Source organism: Mesorhizobium sp. P2_A8 (assembly GCF_056404935.1).
The window spans coordinates 421,410-437,994 of record NZ_JBFUDB010000009.1 but is presented as its reverse complement, the minus strand read 5'-3'; the positions used below and the strand labels follow the sequence as shown (position 1 = coordinate 437,994).

The following is a 16,585-nucleotide window of genomic DNA, read 5'->3' as shown; positions in this document are numbered from 1 at the left end:
GGATGACATTGAGGCCGATGCCGCCGAGGCCGAAGACGACGGCGGTCGCGCCTTGCTCGACCTTGGCCGTGTTGATGACCGCACCGATGCCGGTGGTGACGCCGCAGCCGATGTAGCAGATCTTGTCGAAGGGCGCGTCGGGATTGACCTTGGCCAGCGCGATCTCGGGCAGCACGGTGAAGTTGGAGAAGGTCGAACAGCCCATATAGTGAAAGATCTTGTCCTTGCCGATCGAGAAGCGCGACGAACCGTCGGGCATCAGGCCCTGGCCCTGGGTGGCGCGGATCGCCGTGCACAGGTTGGTTTTCCGCGACAGGCAGGACGGGCACTGCCGGCATTCGGGCGTATAGAGCGGGATGACGTGGTCGCCCTTGTTGACGCTCGTGACGCCCTTGCCGACATCGACGACGATACCGGCGCCCTCATGGCCGAGGATGGCCGGAAACAGGCCTTCGGGATCGGCGCCCGACAGCGTGAACTCGTCGGTGTGGCAGATGCCGGTGGCCTTGATCTCGACCAGCACCTCGCCGTCGCGCGGACCGTCGAGGTCGACCTCCATGATCTCCAGCGGCTTTCCGGCGGCGACTGCGACTGCGGCGCGGGTTTTCATCAGGCAATTCCTCCAAAGGCGATTTTTGCGCAAGCTTTCAGGTTTTGTCTTGGCGATCAACAGCTAGCTGGTTCCAGGCATGGGCCAATACGGAGAATTTTAATCCCAAATCGATTGAAAGGTCGCGATTGACCCGGCCGGCTTGACCGCGCCGACACAGGCCATAAAAGGAACGGCCGACCCGAGGGATGACATTCCGCATGTTCACCAAGATCCTGATCGCCAATCGCGGCGAGATTGCCTGCCGTGTCATCAGGACGGCGCGCAAGATGGGCATCGCCACGGTTGCGGTTTATTCCGATGCCGATCGCGATGCCGTGCATGTCGAAATGGCCGACGAGGCGGTGCATATCGGGCCTTCGCCTGCCGCGCAGAGCTATCTCGTGCCAGAGAAGATCATCGCCGCCTGCAAGGAGACGGGTGCGCAAGCCGTGCATCCCGGCTACGGGTTCCTCTCCGAGCGGGCGGCCTTCTGTGAAGCGCTGGAAGCGGAAGGCATCGTCTTCATCGGCCCGAAACCACGGGCAATCAGGGCGATGGGCGACAAGATCGAATCAAAGAAGTTCGCCAAGGCCGCCAAGGTTTCCACCGTGCCCGGCTGGCTCGGCGTCATCGAGAATGCGGACCATGCCGAGAAGATCGCCGGCGAGATCGGCTATCCCGTGATGATCAAGGCCTCGGCCGGCGGCGGCGGCAAGGGCATGCGTATAGCCTGGAGCCAGTCGGAAGTGCGCGACGGTTTCGACCGGGCGCGCTCGGAAGCCAAGAGTTCGTTCGGCGACGACCGCGTCTTCATCGAGAAGTTCGTCGTCGATCCGCGCCATATCGAGATCCAGGTGCTGGCCGACGCGCATGGCAACGCGGTCTATCTCGGCGAACGCGAATGCTCGATCCAGCGCCGCAACCAGAAGGTCGCCGAAGAGGCGCCATCGCCGTTCCTCGACGCCAGGACACGTAAGGCCATGGGTGAGCAGTCGGTGGCGCTGGCCAGGGCAGTCGACTATCAGAGCGCAGGCACCGTCGAGTTCATCGTCGACAAGGACAAGAACTTCTATTTCCTTGAAATGAATACACGATTGCAGGTCGAGCACCCGGTGACGGAGCTCGTCACGGGTATCGATCTGGTCGAGCAGATGATCCGCGTCGCCGCCGGCGAAAAGCTCGCCTTGAAGCAAGGTGATGTGAAGCTGAACGGCTGGGCGGTGGAAAGCCGGCTGTATGCCGAAGACCCGTACCGCAATTTCCTGCCCTCGATCGGCCGACTGACGCGCTACCGGCCGCCGGAGGAAGGACAATTCGGCGACGTCGTCATCCGCAACGACACCGGCGTCACCGAAGGCTCCGAGATCTCGATGTTCTATGATCCGATGCTGGCCAAGCTGTGCACCTGGGCGCCAACGCGGCTCGCGGCCATCGACGCCATGTCGGAAGCGCTCGACAGTTTCGTCGTCGACGGCATCGAACACAACATCCCGTTCCTCGCCGCCCTGATGCAGCATCCGCGCTGGCGCGAAGGGGTGATATCGACCGGTTTCATCGCGGAGGAATACCCCGACGGCTTTGCGCCAATCGTGCCGAGCAACGATGAGAAAGCCGTGCTGGCATCGATTGCGACTGCGGTGGAACTGCTGCGCCGCGACCGGCTCGACCGGCTGGGAGGGCGGTTGGCGCCGCATTCAGGGGCGCTGAAGCGCGACTGGGTGGTGAAGATCGGCGAAGACTATCTGTCGGCGTCCATTCTCGAAGGCATGATTTCCATTCCGATGGAAATCGATCTGTCGATCGAGGGCGGCAAGGCGCTGACCGTTTCGTCCGACTGGCGGCCGGGCGACCTGATCTGGCGCGGCTCGGTCGGTCAGCGCAAGGTTGCCGCTCAGGTCAGGCCGGTTGCCAATGGCTTTCGCATTGCCTGGAAGGGCATGTCGGTGACCGCGCGCGCCATGCTGCCGCGTATCGCCGAACTTGAGAGGCTGATGCCGGAGAAAGTGGCCCCGGACACGTCGAAACTGCTGCTGTGTCCGATGCCCGGCCTGGTTGTGTCGATCGCCGTGTCCGAAGGCCAGGAGGTCAAGGCCGGCGAGACGCTGGCCGTGGTCGAGGCGATGAAGATGGAAAACGTGCTGCGTGCCGAACGCGATCTCGTCGTGTCGAAACTCAACGCCAAGCCGGGCGATAGCCTGGCGGTGGATGCGGTGATCATGGAATTTGCGTAAGGCGAGCCAGGCAGGGCACGGCAAGCCTGTGGTCGGCGGTCGTTTGTGCTGGACTGGCATCGCCGGGTCCCGGACAATATATCTCCATCGACTCAGGACCTTCACGCAGCATCATGGCCGACGAAAAACTTCCACGCGATCCCCTGAAGCGCGAAGCCGCGATCGCGGCCGCGCGGCCGGAGGCGCCGACACGGCCCTTCGTCCATCTGCGCGTGCATTCGGCCTATTCGCTGCTGGAGGGCGCCTTGCAGATCGGCAAGGTGGTGGCTCATGCGGTCAAGGATGAAGCCCCGGCGATTGCCGTCACCGACACCAACAATCTGTTCGGCGCGCTGGAATTCGCGCAGAAGGCGGTGAAGGACGGCATCCAGCCGATCATTGGCTGCCAGATCGCGCTCGCCTTTTCCGGCGAGAACAGCGATGGCCAGCGCGACCGCCGGCGGCAAGGTCCGGATATGCGGCCGGTCGTCCTGATAGCGGCGACCGAAGCCGGCTATTCCAATCTGGTCAGGCTGGTCAGCCGCGTCTACCTCGAAACACCGCCCGGCGAGGCGGTGCACCTGACCACCGAAATGATTGAGGGTTTTTGTGACGGGCTGATCTGCCTCAGCGGCGGGCCGCGCGGACCGATCGGCATTGCGCTCAAGGAAGATCGCCGCGATCTGGCCGAGGCACGGCTTTTGACCCTCAAGACGATGTTCGGCGACCGGCTCTATGTCGAGTTGGACCGGGTTTCCGGTTATGATCGAATGATCGAGAAATCCTCGATCGATCTCGCCTATGCCCATGAATTGCCGCTGGTCGCCACCAATGAGGCGTTCTTCTCGGCGCGCGACGATTATGACGCGCATGACGCGCTGATCGCGATCGCCGAGGGCTCGGTCGTTGCCGCCGACAACCGCCGGCGGCTGTCGCCGGACAATTTCCTGCGCAGCCAGGCCGATATGGCCAGGCTGTTCGCCGACCTGCCGGAAGCAATCGACAACACGGTCGAGATCGCGCTGCGCTGTTCCTACTATCCGAAGAACCGCAATCCGATCCTGCCGCGCTTCACCGGCGGCGACGTTGCCGACAATGACGCCGCCGTGCAGGCGGAAGCCGACGAACTGGCCCGCCAGGCGCATGAGGGGCTCGACGCGCGGCTGGCCGCGCACGGCCCGACCGCCGGCTACACGGTCGAGCAATATCGCGAGCGGTTGAATTTCGAGCTCGGCATCATCACCAAGATGAAGTTTCCCGGCTACTTCCTGATCGTTGCCGACTTCATCAAATGGGCCAAGGCGCAAGGCATTCCGGTCGGGCCGGGCCGCGGTTCGGGCGCAGGCTCCCTGGTCGCCTATTCGACGACCATCACCGACATCGACCCGTTGCGCTTCTCCCTGCTGTTCGAGCGCTTCCTCAATCCCGATCGCGTATCGATGCCCGACTTCGACATCGACTTCTGCCAGGATCGCCGCGAGGAGGTGATCCGCTACGTCCAGCAGAAATACGGTCGCGACCAGGTCGGCCAGATCATCACCTTCGGGACGCTGCAGGCCCGCGCCGTGCTGCGCGACGTCGGCCGCGTGCTGCAGATGCCCTACGGCCAGGTCGACAAGCTCTCCAAAATGGTGCCGCAGAACCCGGCCAATCCGGTCAAGCTCGCCGACGCCATCGCCAACGAGCCGCGCTTTGCCGAAGAGGCCGAGAAGGAGCCGATCGTCCAGACGCTGCTCGACATGGCGCAGAAACTGGAGGGCCTCTACCGCCACGCTTCGACACACGCCGCCGGCATCGTCATCGGCGACCGGCCGCTGTCGGAGCTGGTGCCGATGTACCGCGATCCGCGCTCGGACATGCCGGTCACCCAGTTCAACATGAAATATGTCGAGCAGGCCGGGCTGGTGAAGTTCGACTTCCTCGGCCTGAAGACGCTGACGGTGCTGGAGACGGCGGTCAAACTGATCCGCCGCCGCGGCATCGAGATCGACCTGGCGACGATCCCGCTCGACGATCCCGAGACTTACGCCATGCTGTCGCGCGGCGAAGTGGTCGGCGTGTTCCAGGTGGAAAGTGCCGGCATGCGCAAGGCGCTGATCGGCATGCGGCCCGACTGTATCGAGGACATCATCGCCCTGGTGGCGCTCTACCGGCCGGGGCCGATGGAGAACATCCCGACCTACAACGCCAGAAAGCATGGCGAGGAGGAGATGGCGTCGATCCATCCCAAGATCGACCATCTGGTAAAAGAGACGCAGGGCGTCATCGTCTACCAGGAACAGGTGATGCAGATCGCGCAGGAGCTTGCCGGCTATTCGCTCGGCGAAGCAGATCTTTTGCGCCGCGCCATGGGCAAGAAGATCCGCGCCGAGATGGACAAGCAGCGCGAGCGCTTCGTCTCGGGCGCGGTCGAACGCGGCGTCGCCAAGCCGCAAGCCGACTTCATTTTCGATCTGCTGGCCAAGTTCGCCGACTATGGCTTCAACAAGTCGCACGCCGCCGCCTATGCGGTGGTCTCTTACCAGACCGCCTATCTGAAGGCGCATTATCCGGTCGAGTTCCTGGCGGCGTCGATGACCCTCGACATGGGCAACACCGACAAGCTTGCCGATTTCCGCCAGGATGCGCTGCGCCTCGGCATCGAGGTTCTGGCGCCGTCGGTGATATCGAGCTTTCGTCCCTTCGAGGTCGGCGAGAACCGCATCTACTATTCGCTGGCCGCCCTAAAAGGCGTCGGCGACGCAGCGGTCGAGCACATCGTTGCCCAGCGTGGCGAAAAGCCGTTCAAGAACCTCGCCGATTTCTGCGAGCGGGTCGATCCCAAGATTGTCGGCAAGCGTGTCTTCGAAAGCCTGGTCATGGCCGGCGCGCTCGACTGTTTCGGCCATGACCGCGCTTCGATGATGGCTGGGGTGGAGCGGATGATGGGGCTGGCGTCGCTGGCGCAGCAGAATGCGGTCTCCGGCCAGCACGATATCTTCGGCGCCTCGCTCGGAGCGCAGTCGCAGGCGCTCAATCTGCCGGCGACGGACCCGTGGCTCGCCGCCGACCGGTTGCACCGTGAATTCCAGGTGGTCGGCTTCTATCTCTCCGCCCATCCGCTCGACGAATACAAGGCGGCCCTGCAGAAGATGCGGGTGCAGAACTGGGCCGAGTTTTCGGCGGCCGTCAAACGCGGTGCCGCCGCCGGCCGGCTCGCCGGCACGGTCACCACCAAGCAGGAGCGCAAGACGCGCACCGGCAACAAGATGGGCGTCGTGGCCTTTTCCGATACATCCGGCCAGTATGAAGCCGTGCTGTTTTCCGAAGGACTGGCGCAGTATCGCGACCTGCTCGAGCCCGGACGTTCCGTCGTCATCACCGTCGCGGCCGAGGACAGGCCGGAAGGCGTCAATCTGCGCATCCAGACGGTGCAATCGCTGGAGGACGAGGCAAGCCGCATCCAGAAAGCACTGCGTATTTTCGTGCGCAACGCGACGCCGATCGGCACGCTGGCCAGCCAGCTTGCGGTCAGGGGCGAAGGCCAGGTCAGCTTCGTGCTGATCAAGGAAGATGGCGAGGGGGAAATCGAGATCGAGCTGCCCAATCGCTACCGGATCTCACCGCAGATCGCCTCGGCGATGCGTGCCGTGCCGGGCGTGGTCGAAGTGGAGCTGGTGTGAACCCCGCCCTTGCGGGCCGGCGGCAGTCCGCCGCGTGGCTCTTGCCGCGAACGCCACCGCAATCGTCATGAAAGCGGCGGACAAGGACGGGTTGCCAGACAATTCAGCAATGGCGCGGTTACGCGACAAGCTGCGCAAGCTCTATCACGGACGCACCCCGGCGGCTTTCCGGTTCCAACTGGTATCTGTTGTCATCGACCTCGCGATCATTGCTTTCTTCATCGCGACGCCGGTTCTTCAGGACAAGCCGTCATTCCTCTGGCTCGACTATGCGGTGGCGGCGCTGGTCGCCGCCGACATGATTGCCCGGCTGCTGGCCTCCAACGACATGCTGCGGCTGATGAAACAGCCGACATCGTGGATCGATGCCTTCATCCTGCTGACGCTACTGATGCCGACCGCGCTGGCGAGCCTCGGCTTCCTGCGTATTCTGCGACTTTGGTCGCTGTCGCGCAGCGGATCGCTATGGCGGCATTTCGAGATGCGCGGCGTCAAGAAATGGCGCGAGGCAAGCCAGGCGGTCATCAACCTGTTGACCTTCCTGTTCGTCATCACCGGCTTCGTCTACACCTTCTTCTTCCGCACCGGGGCGGGGCTCGAGAACTATATCGACGCGCTCTATTTCACCGTCGCTACCGTGACTACGACCGGCTTTGGTGACATCGTCCTGCCCGGGATCGCAGGCAAGCTGACCGCGATCGCCACCATGATCATCGGCATTTCGCTGTTCGTCAGGTTGGCGCAGGCGCTGTTCCGTCCCAGCAAGGTATTCTTTCCCTGTCCGCAATGCGGGCTGCAACGGCACGAGCCCGACGCCGTCCATTGCAAGGCCTGCGGCCACCTCCTCAACATACCCGACGACGGCAATTGACCGGCTTGAGACCCATCCCGCCGGAGTACACAGGTTATCCGCTTAAAACTGCGGGCCACCTATCTGGCTGTAGTTGACGCCGCCGAAGCTGATGCCCGTCAGGCCGGGAGCCGCCATCTTGCGCTTGTGACCATCGCGGCAGTCGAACACGGGCCACTCCGTCTGTTTGCAAGGGATCTCGCGGCACATTCGGCTCAGGCAATCGCCCTCGGTGAGCAAGAACAGGCTGTTGCCAAGGCGCCGAACGGTACTTCCGTCATCGGAACGCCAAGTCCAGGGAATGCGCAGCGAGGAAATGAATTCGCCGACAAGGCCATCACTGGCAGAATGCGCGCCCAGACTTGTTCGATAATGCGACATGGACGCAGAATAGTCCGCCACAATTGTCGGGTTATAGCGGGAAGCCGCAGGATTATCCGACGCTAGAAGGTGCGTTCCCGCTTCGGCCTCCGCTTCGCCGGTGGCTACCAGCGCCGACATCAACAAAACAGCGACGATCACAAGAGGCATCGTTGCACCATCTCACGCTTGCTCTCTGTCTCCAGGAGCGTCTCATCCCGCCGCCCAGCTACAGGCAGCAACGTCAGATCAGGGCACGAAACTCTCGTAGACTCAATCTCTACCAGACCGGATCATGCTTTAGGACGCGGCGATCTTCGCCGGTTGTGGCGCTTTTCGATGCAGATTGAGCAGATTGCCCAGCAGGATCAGCAGTGCGCCACCGGCGGTGAAGGCGTCTATCCGCTCCTGATAGAGCAGCCAGCCGATCAGCGCCGACAGCGGCACGCGCAGGAAATCCATCGGCGAAATGACGGTGGCGTCGGCATAGGCAAGCGCCCGGGCCATGCAGAAATGCGACGACATGCCGGTAAAGGCGATCAGCAGGATCCATGGCCACAGCTCCAGCGCCGGGTTGCGCCACTCATAGAGCGCCGGGATGAGGCCGAGTGCCGATTGGATGATCAGCATCCAGAAGATGATGCGCACGACGCTGTCCGTGCGCGTCAGCGACTTGACCAGCACCAGCGATATGCCGAAACAGACGGCGGCACCGAGCACGACGAGGTGTCCCGGATCGACCGAGCCGACGCCGGGGCGCACGATGATCACCACGCCAATCAATCCCAGCACGATCGCTGCAAGCCTTGGCCGGGAAAGTCTTTCCCCGAGAAAAGTCACCGCCAGGATCGCCGTCCAGATCGGTGTGGTGAATTCGATCGAGATCAGCACCGCCAACGGGATCAGTGTCAGCGCGTAAAGCCAGGCCGCCTGGCCGGTATAGTGGACAACGTTGCGGGCCATGTGGGCAATGGGGCGCTGCGTTCGCATGGCTGCAAAGCCGCCGCTCATCATCACCAGCGGCAGAAGAATGAAAAAGCCGATCACCGAGCGCAGTTCCAGCACCTGGAAGACGTTAAGCTCGGCCGTCGTGGCGCGGCCGGCGACCGACATCGCCAGGAACGAGGCGATCGACAGTGCCATCCAGAACGCGGCCTTGGGGATGGAGGGGGTAGGGACCATGCCCGCTATCTCGCAGGCCGGGGCCCTTGCCGCAATTGCTAGCCGCTGCATTCTTCTAGGCCAGTCGCGATGCCTGGATGTTGCAAAACAGTCATGTTGCGATCGGAACCCTATACGGCAACAGGCGTTGAGCCTGGAGACTCTGCCGTGCCTTGCCTTGCAGGCCGTCCTGCCTTTTCCAAATCGACAAGGAGAGCTTCGATGAGATCATTCGCGCAATTCGGGCTTGCTGGCTGTCTGTTGGCCGCGGCTGGCACGGCACATGCCGACGAGGCCAAGTTTCTGCAGTCGTTCAATGGCAATTTCGCTGGCAAGGGCACTGTCCAGGTAACCACCGATGTGCCGAACGTTAGTGTATCCTGCAACTTCAAGTCGAATGCGACCTCAACCTCACTCTCGCTGGATGGCAACTGCCGCGGTCTCGTGCTGGTAACGCGGGCCATCAGTGCCAACTTGAAGGTCACGGGTGCGAAGTACAATGGCATCTATGTCGGGTCTCGCACCGGGCCGGCACAGCTGAATGGCAGCCGCTCGGGCAACGCGATCAATCTCGGCATTGGCTGGGCCAAGGAGGTCAACGGTGATCGAAAGGCGCGGATGACGGTTGAGAAGAACGGCGAGAACGGCATCCGGCTTACGGTCACCGACACCGACCCGAAAACCGGCAAGAGCGTGGTGACGAGCAGGATCGATCTGCAGCGTACCTGACCAGGGCGTTGTCGATATTCAGATGATGAGGGCCTCAAAATAGCGGGTTTCTGCGCTTCCGGTGCTCACGCGCCGGAAAGTACGCGCCGCCCCCGGTTCTCGAAACCCACCACTCTTGGCTCGGACTGATATGAAACTCAGTCCTCAAGCGGTTCCGGCGGATCGGCGTCACGGCCCTTGCCGAATGTATAGCCGGTTTCCACAGCCTTGCGGCCGAACTTGTCGCGCAGGGCATCGATGGCGCTTTCGGCCATGGCGCGTTTGCGCGACTGAACGTCCACCAGATCGGGGGGGTCGGCCTTGTCGTCGTCCGAGAGGTCGCTGACGCCGATGCCGAGCAGCCGATATTTCGTGCCGTCGGTTTCCTTGCGCAGAAGCTCCACCCCGGTCTGAAAGATTCGATCGGCGAGCCGGGTGGGGTCGCCGAGCTGCCGGTTGCGCGTGCGCAGCTTGAAATCCTGGGTCTTCAGCTTCAGCACCACGGTGCGCCCGGCGATGCCGGATTTCTTCAACCGTGCCGAGACCTTCTCTGAAAGCCCCCTCAACACCGCGACGAGCTCGTCGAGCGAAGCGATGTCGGTGTCGAAGGTGGTTTCGGCCGATACGCTCTTGGCATCCTGGTCGGGATCGACGCGGCGGACGTCCTCGCCGCGCGAAAGGCGGTGGAGCCGGTCGCCCATCGTGCCGTAACGGCGCATCAGGTCGCCACGATCCATCTGCTGCAGCTGACCGATGGTGCGGATGCCGTCGCGCTCCAGCGTGGCGTTGAACGCCTTGCCGACGCCCCAGATCATGGTCACAGGCTGCGCCGCCAGAAAGCCGACCGCCTCGGTCTCGCCGATGACCGAGTAGCCGCGCGGCTTGCGGAAATCGGACGCTATCTTGGCGAGGAACTTGCAGTAGGACAGGCCAGCCGAAACGGTGATGCCGATCTCCTTCTCCACCGCCAGCGCGAAGCGCGCCAGCACCACCGCTGGCGGCAGGCCGTGCAGCCGTTCGGTGCCGGCGAGATCGAGAAACGCCTCGTCGATCGACAGCGGTTCGACAAGCGGCGTCAGCGCCTGCATCATGGCGCGCACCTCGCGGCCGACGCGAACATATTTTTCCATGTTGGGGCTGATGACGACCGCCTCCGGACAGGCTTCGAGCGCCTTGAACATCGGCATTGCCGAGCGCACGCCCTGGATGCGGGCGATGTAGCAAGCGGTGGAGACGACGCCGCGCTTGCCGCCGCCGATGATCAGCGGCTTGTCCTTGAGCGCCGGATTGTCGCGCTTTTCGATCGACGCATAGAAGGCGTCGCAGTCGATATGGGCGAGATGCAGCCGGTAGAGCTCGGGATGGCGCGCCAGCCGGGGGCTGCCGCAGCGGTCGCAGCGGCGCGTCTGGCTGCGCTGAAACGTCAGGCAGTCGCGGCAGAAACCGTGATCGGGATTGTTGACAGGGGCTGCCATCGCTGCGAACATAAAGAGAACAGAGGCAATGGTACGACAGTGCAAGGCCAGCGACAAGGCTGGCCTGGGGAGAACGCATGAGCACGACCATAGCGCCGCTGGCCCCCGAACTCTGGGCCGATTTCGAGGATCTCTTCGGCAAGCAGGGCGCATGCTACGGCTGCTGGTGCACGCATTTCCGGCTGGCGCCGGCGATGCGCCGCGAGAGCAGCCGCGAACGCAACAAGGACCACATCAAGGCACGCATCGAAGCTGGCCCGCCGCCCGGCCTGCTGGCATTCGAGGACGGCAAGGCGGTCGGCTGGATGCAGATCGGACCGCGCGCCGACGTGCCCGAATGGAACAATCAGGGCAGGGGGTCTGCACCCGTCGATGCCGCCGACGCCATGGATCCGGCAGTCTGGGCGATCTCCTGTTTCTTCATCCGCACCAAGGCGCGCGGCAGGGGCATCACGCATCGCCTGGTCGAAGGCGGTATCGATTTCGCCCGCAAGAATGGCGCCCGGATGGTTGAAGCCTGTCCGATCGACCTGTCCCGCGATTCGCGTTCGATCGGGTTGTTCGTCGGCTCGTCGCGGGTGTTCGAGAAGGCCGGTTTCGAGCGGCTTGTGGAACGCAAGGCAGGCCGGCCGTTGATGCGGCTTGTGCTGTGACGAACTTTTCCGCCTTGGCATCATTGTTGATCTCACCTTGCGGTTGCAGCGGTAATTTCATACCAGACGAATGAAGCGTTCCTTCTAAAGCGCATGCGCTTTGGGTTTTTGTTTTTTGGATGTCGTTCTCCCAAACCGGGGGGTCCAGTTTTGGGCGACAGCATTAGGTCAAACGGAGAATTCACGTGAACCGTGCCCTGCCATTCGCTTTCCTTCTTGCATTGAGCGCGCCTGCTTTCGGCCAGACCGTCGATGGCCCGGGTGCGAAGCAATTGTCGGAAGACCTGTCCCGCTATGTCGGCAAACAGGCGCTCGACAAAGGCATCCTGAAGGTCTCGGCCGAGGGTGATGCCTACAAGATCGTGTTTGATTTCAAAGCGCTTGTCGGGTCACTGCCCGAGCAGAAGCTGCTCAAATTCGACGTTGCGCCCTATGCCCTGATCGTCAAGCCGCGCAGCGATGGATCCTGGGATGTCTCGATGGATTTTTCGCAAAGCGCCTCCTTCGAGTTCAACGGGCCCGAAGGTCTGCAAAGCACGCAGTTTTCGATCAAGGACGGCAAGGGTTCAGGCGTATACGACCCCAATCTGGCGGCCTTCACGAGCGGCACCAGTTCGATGGCCGGCATGACGATGGCATCGAAGGATGCCAAGCAGCACGTGGAAGCAAGCGCAGGGGCCGCCACTGCGACGATCGCCGCGACCAAGTCCGCGACTGGCGGCGTCGATTTCACAACCTCGCAAAAGGTGTCGAACTTCGTCGAAACGATCAATTTCGACGATCCCGAGAGCGGGTTGAAATTCCCGGTCAACGTCAAATCGCCGGAACTGTCGGTCGAGGCCAGCGGCAAGGGGGTGCGGACAAAGCCGCTGCTCGATCTCCTCGCATTTGCCGTGGCCAACGAAGACGAGGCGACGCTGAAGGCAAACCAGGCGCAGCTCAAATCGCTTCTGCTTGCCGCCTTGCCGGTTTGGGAACATGTCGAGGGAACCTACGGCTTCAAGGATTTCGCGGTGGAAAGCCCGGTCGGCAATTTCGGCGCGACGCAGCTCAGCACTGCGTTCGGGTCCGACGGCGTCGCCCAGAACGGCAAGATCACCTATGGCATCAAGGCATCGGGGCTGACCGTGCCGCAGCAGCTTCTGCCGAGTTGGAGTGTGGCGCTGCTGCCCACCGACATCGACCTGAACTTCGGCGGCGCCAACATCGATCTCGACAGTATGGCGAAGAAGGCGATCGAAGCCTTTGATCTCAATCAGGATCCGCCGCTGTCGGCTGATTTCGGCGACAAGCTCAAAGCCGACTTCATGGCCAAGACTCCGAAGGTCGTCCTCGGCCACAGCACCGTGAAGAACAAGGACACGGAGATTGCTCTGGAAGGTGAGATGACTTTCCCCGGCGAAAAGCCGGAGGCAAGCATGACGGTCGATGTCACCGGCTTCGACAAGCTTGTCGACGGCCTGCAGGCGGCGGCGAAGTCGGAACCGGAGGTGGCGCAGTACGTACCTGTCGCTCTCATGGTAAAGGGCTTTGGCAAGACGCTGCCCGATGGACGCATCGAATGGGTCGTCAACGCCAAGGCCGACGGTTCGGTGATGGTCAACGGCGTCATGGTGAAGCCGGCCGATCCGGCCGTGGACGATAGCGTCGATGATGAGGGCGGGGACGATGACAGTGGGGCCGATAGCGGCGGGGCGGGAGCGAAACTGAACCCTTGAGGGCTGGCTTCTACAATCCGAGCGCGCCCGCGATCAGTGGCGCGGCTTCATGCCAATCCTCGACGACGACGATGTCGTCCGGCACCGGCGTCAGGAAGGCGCGCAGCGAATTGTCGGCCATCAGATGGAACAGGCTGGCGTCGGCGACCGATTCCCTCACTGACGCCAGGTTGTGAGGCTGGTCGTCGACGAAGACCACCGGCCGGCCGGTCTTGCCGCGAAGCCTGGCCACCGCCGGTCCCTTGGCCATTTCAGTGGTCAGAAGCGGGTAGCTCAGCCCGAGAGCATCAAGATGAGCGCGCCGCACGGCACGGTGCCTGTGCGGCATGGCCGTCAGCAGAATGATCTCGGCGCGATCGCCCAGTCCCGCCAGGGCATCCGCGGCGCCGTCGGTGATGCTCTGCCAGTCGGCTTGGGCGTCAAAGAAATCGCCCAGAAGTGCCGTGACTTCGGGCTGTTCGATCAGGCGACCGCTCGCCGTCTCGGCGATGTTGCCGGTCAGGCGGAACGAGGCCAACGTCAGGCCGAAACCGCGCGCCTTGAGGAAATGCGGGAAGGGGCGGATGAATTCGAGCACGACGTCGTCGACGTCGAGCACCAGCAGCGGACGGTCGTCGGCTGCCAGTTCCTCGATCTGGCGCGCGGTTTCGGGGTCATCGCTCATACGGAATGCTCATGGTTGTCGTCGCCCAGCGGCAGTGCCCGCAAGGCCTTGCCGACAGCGGCCGGCGGCGTGCCGGTTTCCTCGGCAAAGCGCATCAGCGTTGGCTCGTGGGCGAGAATGAACTGCAGGACGCCGGCCAGGAATCCCGGTTCGCTGGCAGCCTTGCGGATCGAATGCGCCTCGATGCCGGTGATCGCCAGAAAGCGCGGCAACAGCTCCGGATCGGAGGCGACGAAGCCCAGAGCCTTGACGGCAATGTTTTCCGCTTCTTCACGCATTGACGCTGCGTTTGCCATCACTACCTTCGGTGTGTGGAATGAGTCTCTCCCGCAGTAATGGCAAGAGATGCTTGCGGCAAGCCATTAGAGCGGCGCCCGAGGTGGAATCCAGACAGGCTTTTCGCACGGTGGATTTCCGTTTCGTCAATCATATTGCCGTAAAGTGAAGCAGGGTTTGGTGCGTCTTGAGCTGGACGCATTACGGTCGCCTTCGAGCGGAAGGCGGTCGGGACGGGATATCGATGCCGAAGAAGGTCATGATCGTCGAGGACAATGAGCTCAATATGAAGCTCTTTCGGGACCTCATCGAAGCAAGCGGTTACGAGACCGTGCGCACCCGCAACGGTTTGGAAGCGCTCGATCTGGCGCGCTTGCACCGGCCCGATCTCATCCTGATGGATATCCAGCTGCCTGAAGTTTCGGGGCTGGAGGTGACCAAATGGCTGAAGGAGGATGACGAACTGCACGTCATCCCGGTTATCGCGGTCACCGCATTCGCGATGAAAGGCGACGAGGAACGCATCCGCCAGGGTGGCTGCGAGGCCTATATATCCAAGCCGATCTCGGTGCCGCGTTTCATAGAAACCATCAAATCCTATTTGGGTGATGCGTGATGTGCCCTTTAAGCCGAGCCGGAGCTTTGTGACATGACTGCACGGATCCTCGTCGTCGACGATATCCCTGCCAACGTGCGGCTGCTGGAGGTTCGGCTGCTGGCCGAATATTTCGAGGTGCTGACCGCCACCAACGGGCCGGATGCCATCGAGACCTGCGAGAACGGCAAGGTCGATGTCGTGCTGCTCGACGTGATGATGCCCGACATGGACGGCTTCGAGGTCTGCCGGCGGCTGAAGAGCGACCCGGCGACATCGCACATTCCGGTGGTGATGATCACCGCGCTGGACCAGGTTTCCGACCGCGTGCGCGGGCTCGAGGCCGGTGCCGATGATTTTCTGACCAAGCCGGTCAACGACCTGCAGCTGATGACGCGCGTCAAGAGCCTGGTCCGGCTGAAGTCGCTGACCGACGAGTTGCGGCTGCGCGCCTCGACGACGCGCAACATCGGCATCGAAGAGCTTCTGAGCCGCAATTTCGCCTCCGACGACACGACGCCGAAAGTGCTGTTGATCGATGAGCGCACATCCTCGGTCGAGCGCATCCAGAAGATGCTGCGCGACCGCGCAGACCTCGACGTCACCAGCGATCCGCATGCCGGCTTCTTCCAGGCCGCCGAGACGTCCTACGAATGCGTGATGATCTCGACGGCCTTTGCCAATTTCGATCCACTCCGGCTCTGTTCGCAGTTGCGCTCTCTCGACCGCACCCGTTTCGTCCCGATTATCCTGCTGGCGGAGGCGGGCGAGGAAGAGCGCATCATCCGTGGCCTCGAGCTGGGCATCAACGACTATCTGATGCGGCCGATCGACCAGCAGGAACTGACGGCACGGTTGCGCACCCAGGTGCGCCGCAAGCGCTACAACGACCAGCTACGCGCCAGCGTTACCCAGACCATCGAAATGGCGGTGACCGACGGGCTGACCGGGCTGCACAACCGCCGCTATCTCGACAGCCATCTGCAGACGCTGTTTGATCGTGCCGTGGCGCGGCGGCGGCCGCTGTCGGTGATGATCACCGACCTCGACCGCTTCAAGTCGATCAACGACGCTCACGGCCATGACGGTGGCGACGAGGTGTTGCGGGAATTTGCGCGACGGCTGCGCAAGAATGTCCGCGGCATCGACCTTGCCTGCCGCTTTGGCGGCGAGGAGTTCGTCGTGGTGATGCCGGACACCGACGGCACGGTGGCCGAGAAGGTGGCCGAACGCATCCGCGCCGAAATCGCCCAGTCGCCTTTTGCCATCGGCCCGGATGGCAAGACGATCGAGGTCACCGTCAGCGTCGGCGTGTCGTCGGTGCTGAAGGGGGTGGACACGGTGGGGGCGCTTATGAAACGCGCCGACCTCGCGCTCTACGAGGCCAAGAGCGGCGGCCGCAACCGCGTCGTCGCCAAGGCGGCGTGACCGTCCAGACAAGATTATCCAGTCAACCCGATAGGGTTACCCGTTTACCTTAATCCAAGCGATTCCCGAGCCTTGGTTAAGAAATGGTTGATTTTCATAAGCTCTTGCGCAAGTGTGCTGGTCAAGACGAAGCCGGCACGAGGGTAGACAACCGGTTCGATCTCCAGAATACCCCATGATGCTCAGGTCCGCCGCATCTCCTGGGTCCGTGGGGTCGGCCGGCCGGCGCTGGC

14 protein-coding genes are annotated in these 16,585 nt (G+C 62.7%); 8 read left to right on the top strand and 6 right to left on the bottom strand.

What is annotated here, in order from left to right:
* A partial coding sequence (locus tag AC1D10_RS27235) for an alcohol dehydrogenase catalytic domain-containing protein (RefSeq protein WP_477277368.1) occupies window positions 1-610 on the bottom strand: 610 nt, incomplete at its 3' end.
* Between the two features lie 200 nt (window positions 611-810).
* Here AC1D10_RS27235 and AC1D10_RS27230 point away from each other — a divergent pair.
* The 3 genes from AC1D10_RS27230 to AC1D10_RS27220 all read left to right on the top strand — a co-directional run bounded on the left by AC1D10_RS27230 (window position 811) and on the right by AC1D10_RS27220 (window position 7,335).
* Window positions 811-2,823 (top strand): acetyl-CoA carboxylase biotin carboxylase subunit, encoded by a 2,013-nt coding sequence (locus AC1D10_RS27230; RefSeq protein WP_477277366.1) that lies wholly within the window; start codon window positions 811-813, stop codon window positions 2,821-2,823.
* 113 nt (window positions 2,824-2,936) lie between these two features.
* Window positions 2,937-6,464 (top strand): DNA polymerase III subunit alpha, encoded by a 3,528-nt coding sequence (gene dnaE / locus AC1D10_RS27225; protein WP_477277364.1) that lies wholly within the window; start codon window positions 2,937-2,939, stop codon window positions 6,462-6,464.
* A 67-nt stretch (window positions 6,465-6,531) separates the two neighbouring features.
* Window positions 6,532-7,335 carry a potassium channel family protein gene (locus AC1D10_RS27220; RefSeq protein ID WP_477277398.1) on the top strand — a complete coding sequence of 268 codons (804 nt, stop codon included), beginning with the start codon at window positions 6,532-6,534 and terminating at the stop codon, window positions 7,333-7,335.
* 42 nt (window positions 7,336-7,377) lie between these two features.
* Here AC1D10_RS27220 and AC1D10_RS27215 read toward each other — a convergent pair whose 3' ends face one another.
* Both AC1D10_RS27215 and AC1D10_RS27210 read right to left on the bottom strand, forming a co-directional pair.
* Window positions 7,378-7,845: a hypothetical protein gene (locus AC1D10_RS27215; protein WP_477277362.1), complete on the bottom strand. Its 468-nt coding sequence runs from the start codon at window positions 7,843-7,845 to the stop codon at window positions 7,378-7,380.
* Between the two features lie 129 nt (window positions 7,846-7,974).
* Window positions 7,975-8,856 (bottom strand): DMT family transporter, encoded by an 882-nt coding sequence (locus AC1D10_RS27210; protein ID WP_477277360.1) that lies wholly within the window; start codon window positions 8,854-8,856, stop codon window positions 7,975-7,977.
* Window positions 8,857-9,057: 201 nt separating this feature from the next.
* Here AC1D10_RS27210 and AC1D10_RS27205 point away from each other — a divergent pair, with 201 nt between their 5' ends.
* On the top strand, window positions 9,058-9,564 hold the full coding sequence (locus AC1D10_RS27205; protein ID WP_477277358.1) for a hypothetical protein: 507 nt from the start codon (window positions 9,058-9,060) through the stop codon (window positions 9,562-9,564).
* A gap of 137 nt (window positions 9,565-9,701) precedes the next feature.
* Here AC1D10_RS27205 and AC1D10_RS27200 read toward each other — a convergent pair whose 3' ends face one another.
* The gene (locus tag AC1D10_RS27200; protein ID WP_477277356.1) at window positions 9,702-11,030 is read right to left on the bottom strand and encodes a DNA polymerase IV; all 1,329 of its coding nucleotides are present in this window, start codon (window positions 11,028-11,030) and stop codon (window positions 9,702-9,704) included.
* Between the two features lie 65 nt (window positions 11,031-11,095).
* Here AC1D10_RS27200 and AC1D10_RS27195 point away from each other — a divergent pair, with 65 nt between their 5' ends.
* Together AC1D10_RS27195 and AC1D10_RS27190 are read left to right on the top strand one after the other, a co-directional pair.
* The gene (locus tag AC1D10_RS27195; protein ID WP_477277354.1) at window positions 11,096-11,671 is read left to right on the top strand and encodes a GNAT family N-acetyltransferase; all 576 of its coding nucleotides are present in this window, start codon (window positions 11,096-11,098) and stop codon (window positions 11,669-11,671) included.
* 185 nt (window positions 11,672-11,856) lie between these two features.
* The gene (locus AC1D10_RS27190) at window positions 11,857-13,389 is read left to right on the top strand and encodes a hypothetical protein (RefSeq protein WP_477277352.1); all 1,533 of its coding nucleotides are present in this window, start codon (window positions 11,857-11,859) and stop codon (window positions 13,387-13,389) included.
* A 10-nt stretch (window positions 13,390-13,399) separates the two neighbouring features.
* Here the strand turns inward: AC1D10_RS27190 and AC1D10_RS27185 are convergent, their stop codons facing one another.
* Window positions 13,400-14,053, bottom strand: a complete 654-nt coding sequence (locus AC1D10_RS27185; protein WP_477277350.1) for a hypothetical protein — start codon at window positions 14,051-14,053, stop codon at window positions 13,400-13,402.
* Window positions 14,050-14,349, bottom strand: coding sequence for a DUF3572 domain-containing protein (locus AC1D10_RS27180; protein ID WP_477277348.1), 300 nt, complete (start codon window positions 14,347-14,349; stop codon window positions 14,050-14,052). Before AC1D10_RS27180 ends, AC1D10_RS27185 begins: the two co-directional genes overlap by 4 nt.
* 239 nt (window positions 14,350-14,588) lie before the next feature.
* Here AC1D10_RS27180 and AC1D10_RS27175 point away from each other — a divergent pair, with 239 nt between their 5' ends.
* Together AC1D10_RS27175 and AC1D10_RS27170 are read left to right on the top strand one after the other, a co-directional pair.
* Window positions 14,589-14,945, top strand: coding sequence for a response regulator (locus AC1D10_RS27175; protein WP_281035958.1), 357 nt, complete (start codon window positions 14,589-14,591; stop codon window positions 14,943-14,945).
* A gap of 33 nt (window positions 14,946-14,978) precedes the next feature.
* On the top strand, window positions 14,979-16,352 hold the full coding sequence (locus AC1D10_RS27170) for a PleD family two-component system response regulator (protein WP_477277345.1): 1,374 nt from the start codon (window positions 14,979-14,981) through the stop codon (window positions 16,350-16,352).
* The last annotated feature ends 233 nt before the right edge of the window (window positions 16,353-16,585 follow it).